The organism is Mesorhizobium alhagi CCNWXJ12-2 (genome assembly GCF_000236565.1).
GTDB classification, from domain to species: domain Bacteria; phylum Pseudomonadota; class Alphaproteobacteria; order Rhizobiales; family Rhizobiaceae; genus Allomesorhizobium; species Allomesorhizobium alhagi.
Window position 1 is genome coordinate 1 of sequence record NZ_AHAM01000031.1, and the last position, 10,051, is coordinate 10,051.

At 63.6% G+C, this 10,051-nt stretch carries 11 protein-coding genes; 8 read left to right on the forward strand and 3 right to left on the reverse strand.

The annotated features are described in order from the left end of the window. Positions 1-162: 162 nt before the first annotated feature. Together MAXJ12_RS04330 and MAXJ12_RS04335 are read right to left on the reverse strand one after the other, a co-directional pair. Positions 163-1,476, reverse strand: a complete 1,314-nt coding sequence (locus tag MAXJ12_RS04330; protein ID WP_008834554.1) for a hypothetical protein — start codon at positions 1,474-1,476, stop codon at positions 163-165. Between the two features lie 87 nt (positions 1,477-1,563). After that, the gene (locus MAXJ12_RS04335; RefSeq protein WP_040584848.1) at positions 1,564-1,917 is read right to left on the reverse strand and encodes a hypothetical protein; all 354 of its coding nucleotides are present in this window, start codon (positions 1,915-1,917) and stop codon (positions 1,564-1,566) included. Between the two features lie 297 nt (positions 1,918-2,214). Between MAXJ12_RS04335 and MAXJ12_RS04340 the strand changes: the two genes are divergently transcribed. The 7 genes from MAXJ12_RS04340 to MAXJ12_RS04370 all read left to right on the forward strand — a co-directional run bounded on the left by MAXJ12_RS04340 (position 2,215) and on the right by MAXJ12_RS04370 (position 7,932). Further along, positions 2,215-2,466 (forward strand): hypothetical protein, encoded by a 252-nt coding sequence (locus MAXJ12_RS04340; RefSeq protein WP_008834556.1) that lies wholly within the window; start codon positions 2,215-2,217, stop codon positions 2,464-2,466. Positions 2,467-2,699: 233 nt separating this feature from the next. Continuing rightward, a complete protein-coding gene (gene sdhC / locus MAXJ12_RS04345; RefSeq protein WP_040584844.1) occupies positions 2,700-3,107 on the forward strand; it encodes a succinate dehydrogenase, cytochrome b556 subunit in 408 nt (135 codons plus the stop codon). A 9-nt stretch (positions 3,108-3,116) separates the two neighbouring features. Continuing rightward, a complete protein-coding gene (gene sdhD / locus MAXJ12_RS04350; RefSeq protein ID WP_008834558.1) occupies positions 3,117-3,500 on the forward strand; it encodes a succinate dehydrogenase, hydrophobic membrane anchor protein in 384 nt (127 codons plus the stop codon). Between the two features lie 3 nt (positions 3,501-3,503). Then, positions 3,504-5,351 (forward strand): succinate dehydrogenase flavoprotein subunit, encoded by a 1,848-nt coding sequence (gene sdhA, locus MAXJ12_RS04355; protein ID WP_008834559.1) that lies wholly within the window; start codon positions 3,504-3,506, stop codon positions 5,349-5,351. Between the two features lie 72 nt (positions 5,352-5,423). Continuing rightward, the gene (locus tag MAXJ12_RS34260; protein WP_008834560.1) at positions 5,424-6,203 is read left to right on the forward strand and encodes a suppressor of fused domain protein; all 780 of its coding nucleotides are present in this window, start codon (positions 5,424-5,426) and stop codon (positions 6,201-6,203) included. 127 nt (positions 6,204-6,330) lie between these two features. After that, complete coding sequence (locus MAXJ12_RS04365; RefSeq protein WP_008834562.1) at positions 6,331-7,149, forward strand: glycosyltransferase family 25 protein; 819 nt, start codon at positions 6,331-6,333, stop codon at positions 7,147-7,149. A 3-nt stretch (positions 7,150-7,152) separates the two neighbouring features. Continuing rightward, positions 7,153-7,932, forward strand: a complete 780-nt coding sequence (locus MAXJ12_RS04370) for a succinate dehydrogenase iron-sulfur subunit (RefSeq protein WP_008834563.1) — start codon at positions 7,153-7,155, stop codon at positions 7,930-7,932. 21 nt (positions 7,933-7,953) lie between these two features. Here the strand turns inward: MAXJ12_RS04370 and MAXJ12_RS04375 are convergent, their stop codons facing one another. Continuing rightward, positions 7,954-8,688 carry a GntR family transcriptional regulator gene (locus tag MAXJ12_RS04375; protein WP_008834564.1) on the reverse strand — a complete coding sequence of 245 codons (735 nt, stop codon included), beginning with the start codon at positions 8,686-8,688 and terminating at the stop codon, positions 7,954-7,956. A gap of 108 nt (positions 8,689-8,796) precedes the next feature. Between MAXJ12_RS04375 and MAXJ12_RS04380 the strand changes: the two genes are divergently transcribed. Beyond that, positions 8,797-10,051 (forward strand): UxaA family hydrolase (locus MAXJ12_RS04380; protein WP_008834565.1); only part of this gene is annotated, 1,255 nt, incomplete at its 3' end.

The following is a 10,051-nucleotide window of genomic DNA, read 5'->3' on the forward strand; positions in this document are numbered from 1 at the left end:
CGGCAAGGTCGCGCAGATCCAGCGCGAGGACGCCGATCGCGCCGATGAGCAGGCCGCGAAATGCCCAGCGGACGACCTCGCCATCGTCGAAACGCGCGAAGTAGCGCATGACGGGGTTGCGCCTCGGCGTTTCGGAATTCGCCGCTGGCGTGGCGCCCGGCATCATGGGTCGACCCGCTTGCGTTCGGACAAGGTCAGCGGCGTCACGTTTTCCGCGGCGGGCCTTTGCTCCGGCGAAGCCGGATGCGGTTCGGCTACAGGCTCCTCGGCGACCGCTGCCTGGCGGCGGGCGAGCATCATCTCGTGCAGATCCAGCGAACGCAGCATGTCGCCCGCGGTGATGCGGTCGGCCTCCTCCATTCGGTCCTCGCCACGCCGCATGGCGCCATGCACAACGACCATGATGCCGACCAGCACGGCGGGCAGCAGGTCGATCGAGATCGCGCCGGCCCAGCTCGGTATGAAATCCGACGCGTAACGCAGCACCGCATCGGCCGAGGTCAGAGGAACATAACGGCGCTCGGCCACTTTCGGCTGGGCGAGGATTTCCGCCGCCGCATCCGACAGCGCTTTCGACTGAGCTTCCACGGAGCCGCGAATGGTCGCCATGACCGCATCCTGGCGGCCGGCAAGATCGGCTGAGCTTCCATCCGCCACCGGCGCGATGAAGCCGACGGAAAGGTCGGCGGCGGCGCGGCTGACCGAGGGCGCTATCGACGTCTGTTCCAGCGAGGCGATCACGCCGGAGAGCGCCACGGCTTCGGCCGCGAATCTATCCGAGCGCTCGGCGATCGCGCCGGGCGCCGAAACAAGGCCGCGCATGGCCGCGAGATGCTTCTGGCCCTGCTGGAACCCGGTCTGGATGGTTTCGCGCGAACCCTCGATCGTCGCTTCCAGTTCCCTCATCTGCGCCGACATCTGGCTCAAAAGCTGCACCACGCTGCCGGATCCCGACGTGCCGGTCAGCGCTCCGGAATTCTGTTCGTCCTGCGCCAGCCGCGCAAAACGTTCCGAAGCCCGCTGGATGTCGGGGAGCAGCGACAGCGCGCCGAGCGCGTTGCCATGCGCCTGGTCGAGATCGGCGGTGTAGTCCTCGAGCGTGATTGCGAGGTGCTGTTCCACGGCCGCCGAGCCGGCCAGCGCAGCCGCGTTGAGCCAGGACGACATTGCGACGATCATCAGCGAGCCGACCGCCATGATGCCGACCAGCGCCAGCCGCGAGGCGGCGTCGCGCATTTCCGGCAGGAAGCGGATCAGGTAGGTCCAGAAGCCGTACATCGCGACCGAAACGGAAACCGAGTAGATGACCGCCGCGAAGAACACCAAAGTCGCCGGGCCGTCGAGCAGGCTGCGGACGCCGAGATAGGTGTAGACGCCGCTGCCGAGCGCCAGCGTGGCCAGCACGAAGCGCGTCATGGTCTCAAGGGAAGCTATATGATCCTTCAGCCGGCGTGATTGAATGGCGGCCTGGCTCATCTGGTTCACCAATCGTTAATGCCTGCCATCATTGGCGGGAGAAAGATGACCAAATCAGGGCTGGAGCGCAGGGGCCAGCCCTTGCGCTTACTGGCAGGGGCCGCTTTGGAACGGGATTTCGCCCTGGTCGAAGCCGTACATGTAGCTCCTGCCCTTGAGCAGCCAGGGCGGACGGTAGCACTCCCGGACACCGGCGACCCGGTCGTCTTCATCGAGATAGACGACTTCCGGCTCGCCCGCGCTCGTGAACTCGGAAAGCTCCTTGGCCAGATGGCCTTCGCCGACGATGATGCGCTTGTAGCCGGCTGGGCTGTGGATGATGAGATTGCCGAAGCTGTCGGCATAGACGTGGTCGTGAAGACCGCCCGCCAAAGCCGGAGCCGATGCAAGTGCGGCTGATGCGAGCGCCAGGAACAGGCTTCTCAACGATGCGGAACGCATATGCGTCTCCATTGCTTGAGGTGATTTGCCTCCATCATCGCAAGTTAACGCTTTCTTAACCTTTGTTAAGAGCCTGCTCGTTCCGGCAGGGCGCAATTAAGGAACATGGTTAACGGGCTGCCCGCCACGGCTGTCGAGGGTGATTGATCTTCATGCGGCAAAGCGGATAGCTTGCGCGTCATGGTAGAAGAACGAATTCGCCGCGGCCGGTTGCCAGGCGTGCTCCTTGCCGTAGCCTGTGCATTGGCTGTCGCGTCGTGCCAGTCCGGTGGGGCGGAGTCGGAAGGGACCGCCGCGTTGGCCGAAAGCACGAGCGAGGCGCAGCCGCGCATGGCCAGCTACAACTGCGCCGGCGGCGCGCTGGTCACGGTGGAGAATTTCGGCTCTTCGGTGCACGTGGTCGGTCCGGAAGGGGAAAGCCTCGACCTTCCCGCATCGCCTGCGACCCAGCGCAACCGCTACGGCGAAGGCTCCGACGCGATCGTGATCGAAGGCCGCGAGGCGCTGTTGATGCAACGCGGACATGAGCCGCTCACTTGCATGCGCTGATTCGTCGGGGCAGCATGGCGGAAACGCCATCGGAGCGACGATGCGAAGTGTTTGACGCACTGCAGCAAAAGGCCCCGCATCTTCAATCGATTGAAGACTAAACGGGTTTGCCGAAACGGTTTTCCGGCTTTGACGCGGTGCAAAAAGCGCTTTAGAAGCCGGGTTGAAAAGTCGCATTCCGATGCCCCAATGCCGCATTCGGTTGCGATCCCGCAGATGCCGAAAGGGGAGCCATGAGCCACTCACCAGCCACCCGGCCGCATGCGCGTCCTTTGTCGCCGCATCTTACGGTCTATCGTTGGCCGGCGACGATGCTGATGTCGATCCTGCACCGGATCACCGGTGGCGCGCTCTATTTCGGAACGCTGCTCGTCGCCTGGTGGCTGATCGCGGCTGCGACGTCGGAGAACGCCTTCAACCTTGCCAACCAGGTTCTCGGTTCATGGGTCGGGCTGATCGTGCTGGTCGGCTATACCTGGGCGATGATGCTGCACATGCTCGGCGGGATTCGGCACCTGGTCTGGGATACCGGCGCCGGGCTGGAAAAGGATACTTCGACGCAGCTCGCCTGGGCGACGCTCGCCGGCTCCATCGTGCTGACGGTGCTGATCTGGGCCGGCTACCTCTGGCTCGGCGCATAGGAAGCCGCGATGTCCGACATGCGAACTCCCCTGAATAAGGTGCGCGGCCTCGGCTCGGCCAAGGACGGAACCGGTCATTTCTGGCGCATCCGGCTCACCTCGATCGCGCTCGTACCGCTTTCGCTGTTTCTTCTCGGCTGGATCCTCTCGGTCGGCGGCGCGAGCTACAGCGAAGTGCGGGCGGCGCTTGCCCAGCCGCTGATTGCGCTTGCGGCGTCGCTGTTCATCCTGATCAGCTTGGACCACATGCGGCTCGGCATGCAGATCATCATTGAGGACTATGTCCACGGCGAGGGCGCGAAGCTCACGCTGCTTATGCTCAACATCTTCTTTGCCGTGGCGGTCGGCGCGGCAAGCGTGTTCTCCATTCTCAAAATCGCATTCGGGGGCTGACCTGTGGCCAAGCAACGACCAGGCAACGGCGCGGCGTCAGCCGGCAAGGGTTACACGTTCGTCGACCACAAATTCGACGTGGTGGTGGTCGGCGCCGGCGGCGCCGGATTGCGCGCCACGCTCGGCATGGCCGAGCAGGGGCTGAAGACCGCCTGCATCACCAAGGTTTTCCCGACGCGCTCGCACACAGTCGCGGCACAGGGAGGCATCGCCGCCTCGCTGTCCAATATGGGGCCGGACAGCTGGCAATGGCACATGTACGACACCGTCAAGGGCTCCGACTGGCTCGGCGACGTGGACGCGATGGAGTACATGGTCCGCCAGGCGCCGGCCGCGGTCTATGAGCTCGAGCATTACGGTGTTCCCTTTTCGCGCACCGAAGAGGGCAAGATCTACCAGCGCCCGTTCGGCGGCCACATGATGAACTACGGCGACGGCCCGCCCGTTCAGCGCACCTGCGCCGCGGCCGACCGCACCGGCCACGCCATTCTGCACACGCTTTACGGCCAGTCGCTGAAGCACAATGCGCAATTCTTCATCGAGTATTTCGCGCTCGACCTGATCATGTCCGACGACGGCGTCTGCACCGGCGTCGTCGCCTGGAATCTCGACGATGGCACCATCCACCGCTTCGCCGCCAAAATGGTGGTGCTTGCGACCGGCGGCTACGGCCGCGCCTATTTCTCGGCGACATCGGCCCACACCTGCACCGGCGATGGCGGCGGCATGATCGTGCGCGCCGGGCTGCCGCTGCAGGACATGGAATTCGTGCAGTTCCATCCGACCGGCATCTACGGCTCGGGCTGCCTGATCACCGAGGGCGCCCGCGGCGAAGGCGGCTATCTCGTCAATTCCGAGGGCGAGCGCTTCATGGAGCGCTACGCCCCGTCGGCCAAGGATCTCGCCTCGCGCGACGTGGTTTCGCGCTGCATGACCATGGAAATCAGGGAAGGCCGCGGCGTCGGCAAGGAGAAGGACCACATCTTCCTGCACCTCGACCATCTCGATCCGGCGGTCCTGCATGAGCGGCTGCCCGGCATTTCGGAATCGGCGAAGATCTTCGCCGGCGTCGACGTGACGCGCGAGCCGATCCCTGTGCTGCCGACCGTCCATTACAATATGGGCGGCATCCCGACCAATTATTGGGGCGAGGTGCTGCGGCCGACACCGGAAAGTCCCGACGCCGTCGCGCCGGGGCTTATGGCGGTCGGCGAAGCGGGCTGCGCCTCGGTGCACGGCGCAAACCGGCTCGGCTCCAATTCGCTGATCGATCTCGTCGTGTTCGGCCGGGCAGCGGCGATCCGCGCCGGCCAGGTGGTCGACCGTGCAGCCACTGTCCCGGCCATCAACGAGGCCGCTGTCGAAAAGATCATGACGCGCTTCGACAAGATCCGCCACGCCGACGGCGGCACCCCGACGGCGTTCCTGCGCGAGAAGATGCAAAAGACTATGCAGGAAGACGCGGCCGTCTTCCGCACGCAGGAAACGCTCGAGCAGGGCTGCCGGCGCATATCCGCCATCTGGGCCGAACTGCCCGACCTCAAGGTCCACGACCGCTCGATGATCTGGAATTCCGACCTCGTCGAGACGCTGGAACTGGAAAACCTGATGGCCAATGCGCTTCCGACCGTGTACGGCGCGGAGGCCCGCAAGGAGAGCCGCGGAGCGCATGCGCGCGAGGATTTTTCCAGCCGCGACGATCTGAACTGGCGCAAGCATACGCTTTCCTGGGTCGACGAAGCGGGCAAGGTCACGCTCGGTTATCGTCCGGTACACACCGAAACGCTGCTCAGCGAAGCCGAAGGCGGCATCAGCCTTGCCAAGATAGCGCCCAAGGCGCGGGTGTATTGAGGAATGTGGTCTTCGCTGGCGCGCAACATAAGGTTTTGGTCAGTGACGATTCTTGTCTGCTGGGGACTTGGGATGGCTGATGCGTCGAATGGTGCCGCTGCTGAGACGGCTGGAGGCGGCTCGACCATCCTTCGCCACCAGGATCGGCCACTGGAATACCGGGAGAGCGCGCGCCGGCCTAAGCATTTCAACGAAATTCTCGAGCAGCTCCGGCCTTTGCTTGGTGAGCGCTACGTCATTGACGATTTGGGGTTCGAGAATGTGGTCAAAGTCGATCTGATCCTTTTCCCACCCGCCCCTGACCGTGACAACTGGACCATCGTAACAGTTGGCATGAGCGACCGGCCAATGACGGTTGCGGAGGCATTGTCTCCCGACGAGCAAAAAAGTTTTGAACTTGCAGAATTGACCATAAGCCTTCCGTCCGACGCGTTTTCGATCGATGCGACGGGCCGGATTGCCGAGGGGGAGCTTCGGAAAGGTCCGCATGCCTGGATCGTTGCCAATCTGGCTATTCTCGCCCATTTGCCACATGACTATCGTACATGGCTTGGCGTCGGTCATTCGATTCCGAATGGTGACCCGGCTGAACCTTATACGTCCTATGTGCCCTTCTCAGGCGTGATCATTGCCTCGCCCCTCCATTGGGCCGAACGCTATCGGACGATAGCCTCGTCGGAGGGCCCGATTAACATTCTTGCCGTTGTGCCGGTGTATGAAGACGAGATGAATTTCCTGCTGGCCAAGGGGTTTGATGCCCTCCACGCCGAGCTTGAAGCGTTCGGCTACACCGAAGTGATGTCGGAGACGCGACCCAATATCGGCAAAGTCCTCTCGTTGATCACGAAGTAAGGAACGACACATGGTCGAACTTGCCTTTCCCAAGAACTCGAAGATCCGCACGGGCAAGGCGTGGCCGGAAGGCGGCATCAGCCTCGCCAAGATCGCGCCCAAGGCGCGGGCGGCTTGAGGCTTCGCCATGGTGCCGGAAATCCTCGTCATCAATCTGGACAGAAGCCCGGACCGGCTTGAATTCATTGCATCGCAGATGCAGCGGCTCGGACTGGAATTCACCCGGTTGAAGGCGACCGACGCCACGATGATAAGCGACGATGAGTTCGATCGCCTCGGCGGCACCTATATGCGGCCGCTTTCGCGCACCGAGCTCGCCTGCCTGCACAGCCACAGCCGCGCCTGGCGGCACTGCGTCGACAGCAACGGGCCGGTGCTGGTGCTGGAGGATGATGTCGTGCTCTCCGAAAAACTGCCGTCATGGCTGGCGGAGCTGGACGATATCGACCTGCTCGACATTTTAAATCTCGAGACGCGCGGAGCGGAAAAGTGGGTTTCCCGGCGTCCGTTCTCCTCGGCTCCGAAAAGCGGGATCCGGCATTACCGGCTCTTCGTCGACCGCGGCGGATCGGGCGGATATCTGGTGCGGCCGGCGGCGGCGCGCCGGCTCCTGCAGAGGGCGAAGCACTACGCCGCGCCCTCTGACGCCTTCCTCAACCTCGCCGGCATCCCGCGTCTTCAGGCCGAGCCGGGGCTTGCGACGCCGCTTTACGCTTCGGCAGGCGCGCAGGACGGATTTCGCGGCGCTTTCAAAACAACCATATCCCAGCCGAGCAGGCAGTCGCGGCTCGATGCATTCGTGCGGCGGCCGCAATTCAAGCTGCGGCGGCTGGCGGGGCATTTCGCCATGACGGCGCGCAAACTCGGGACGTTGCCTCGCGGCGTCAAACGTCCCATCGCGGTCTGCCCGACCATTCTCGATCATGCAGCCAAGCGGAGCGCCTGAGCCATGGTAGAACTCACTTTGCCCAAGAACTCGAAGATACGCACGGGCAAGACCTGGCCCAAGCCGGAAGGCGCCATCAATCTGCGCGAATACCGGATCTACCGCTGGTCCCCGGACGACGGCGAGAATCCGCGCCTCGATACTTATTTCGTCGATCTCGACGATTGCGGGCCGATGGTGCTGGACGCGCTGTTGTGGATCAAGAACAGGATCGACCCGACGCTGACGCTCCGGCGCTCCTGCCGCGAAGGCATTTGCGGCTCTTGCGCCATGAACATAGACGGCGGCAATACGCTCGCCTGCACCAAGGGCATGGACGACATTTCGGGCGCGGTGAAGGTCTATCCGCTGCCGCACATGCCGGTGGTGAAGGATCTGGTCCCGGACTTGACCGTGCCCTATGCGCAGTTGACCTCGATCGACCCGTTCCTGAAGACGGTTTCGCCCGAGCCGGCCAAGGAATGGCCGCAGAGCTACGAGGACCGGCAGAAGCTCGACGGGCTCTACGAGTGCATCCTCTGCTTCTGCTGCCAGACTTCCTGTCCGAGCTACTGGTGGAATGGCGAGCGCTATCTCGGCCCTGCGGTGCTGCTGCAGGCCTATCGCTGGCTGATCGATAGCAGGGACGAGGCGGCGGGCGAACGGCTGGACAATCTCGAGGATCCGTTCCGGCTCTATCGCTGCCATACGATCATGAACTGCACGCAGGCCTGCCCGAAAGGCCTCAACCCGGCCAAGGCAATCGCCGAAATCAAGAAGATGATGGTCGAGCGCCGCGTTTGAGCGACGCCGCAGGCAGGTTGTTCAAAGTCGCTCGGCGGCCGGTTCGCTATCGGCAAAGACATCCGGCTGCGCGACGGCAAAGGTTTCGAGTTCCACCATGACCGAATCGATGTGAGCGGCCATTGCCGCCCGCGCGGCTTCGGGCTCGGCCTTGCGCAGAGCCTGGGCGATGGCGCTATGCTCCGCGAAGGTCAAAGCGTGGCGGCGCGGCGTGCCGAGCAGCCGGCGCACCCGGTCGAGCGCCAGGCGTGCTCGCTCGACGGTGGCGCGCATCCGGGGAAAGCCCACGGCGCTAATCAGAAGATCATGGAATTCGAGATCGAGCCGGTGGAAGCCCGGCCGGTCGCCGGCTTCCACCGCCATTTTCTGGCAACGCAGGTTGTTGTCGACCTCGGCCAGCAGCGCGGCATTGTTGCGGGTGGCCAGCAGCGCAAGCGCTTCGCCTTCGAGGGCACGGCGCAGGAACATGTTCTCGCGGGCGTCGGCAAGCCGGATCAGCGAAACGGTGGAGCCGCTCTGCGGCCTTATGTCGACCAGGCCCTCGGCCTTCAGCCGGGTGAAGGCTTCAGCCACCGGAAATCGCGAGACCCCGAACCGGGCGGTCAGCACCGCCTTGTCGAGCGCTGCGCCAGGCGGAATCTCCAGAGTGACGATCGCTTCCCTCAGCGCCTCGACGATGCGTTCGGTCGCGCTGCCGTCGATGCGCCGAGTGTTATTGGCGGGGCCGCGCGCCTCGATTTTCGAACCGATGTTCATGACGGCCGCGTGTTTCTCCTTGCGAAATGTACTGACATGTTAGTATGCTTGGCGTGCTGATCGCGTCAACTCGGGATTTGCGCTTTTCTCAATTACCGGAACGGGATCATGAATTCACAGCAGGCAATCGCCAGGACGCTCAGGCTGAGCAGCGAAGACAATGTTGTTGTTGCAGCCGAAAAGATCGAGAAGGAGCTTCCGATCGCTGCAGGCCTGGCGACGCGGCAGCGGATTCCCTTCGGCCACAAGATCGCTACACGCGCGATCGCCAAGGGCGAGCCGATCGTAAAATTCGGCCAGATCATCGGCTTCGCCAGCAGCCCTATCGAGGCGGGCGACTGGGTTCACGAACACAATGTCGAGATGCACGATTTCGAGCGCGACTATCAGTTCGCCATGGCCGCGCGTCCCGAAAACGTGCTGCCGGTCGAGGAGCAGGTTACATTCGAGGGATACCGCCGGGCCAATGGCCGCGCCGGCACACGCAATTATGTCGGCATCCTGACCAGCGTGAACTGCTCGGCCACCGTGGCCAAATATATTGCGGAAGCTGCTAACCGCGCCGGGATCGCCGAACATTTTCCCAATGTCGACGGTGTGGTCGCCTTCACCCACGGCACCGGTTGCGGCATGGCCGGATCCGGCGAGGGCTTCGACATATTGAAGCGTACGCAGTGGGGATATTCGGCCAATCCCAATCTCGGGGGTGTGCTGCTCATCGGACTCGGCTGCGAGACGTTCCAGATCGGCCGGCTGAAGCAGCTCTACGGCATTGAGGAGAGCGAGACTTTTCGCACCATGACCATCCAGGACACCGGCGGCACGAGGAAAACCATCGAGCAGGGCCTGGAGCGGGTCAAGGAGATGCTGGCTGTTGCCGACAAGGCGCGGCGCGAGACGCTGCCGGCCTCCGAACTTATGCTGGCGCTGCAGTGCGGCGGCTCCGACGGCTATTCCGGCATCACCGCCAACCCGGCGCTCGGGGTCGCAGCCGACATGCTGGTGAAGAATGGCGGCACGGCGATCCTGTCCGAAACGCCCGAGATATACGGCGCAGAGCATCTGCTCACCCGCCGCGCGAAGAACCGGGAGGTCGGCGAAAAGCTGGTCGAGCGCATCCGCTGGTGGGAGGACTATACCGCGCGCAACCACGGCGAGATGAACAACAACCCTTCACACGGCAACAAGGCCGGTGGCCTGACCACGATCCTCGAAAAATCGCTCGGCGCGGCTGCGAAGGGCGGCTCCACGACGCTGAACGCCGTCTACGAATATGCCGAGCCGGTCAGCGAAAAGGGCTTTGTCTTCATGGATACGCCGGGCCTCGACCCGGTGTCGGCGACCGGCCCGGTGGCCGGCGGGG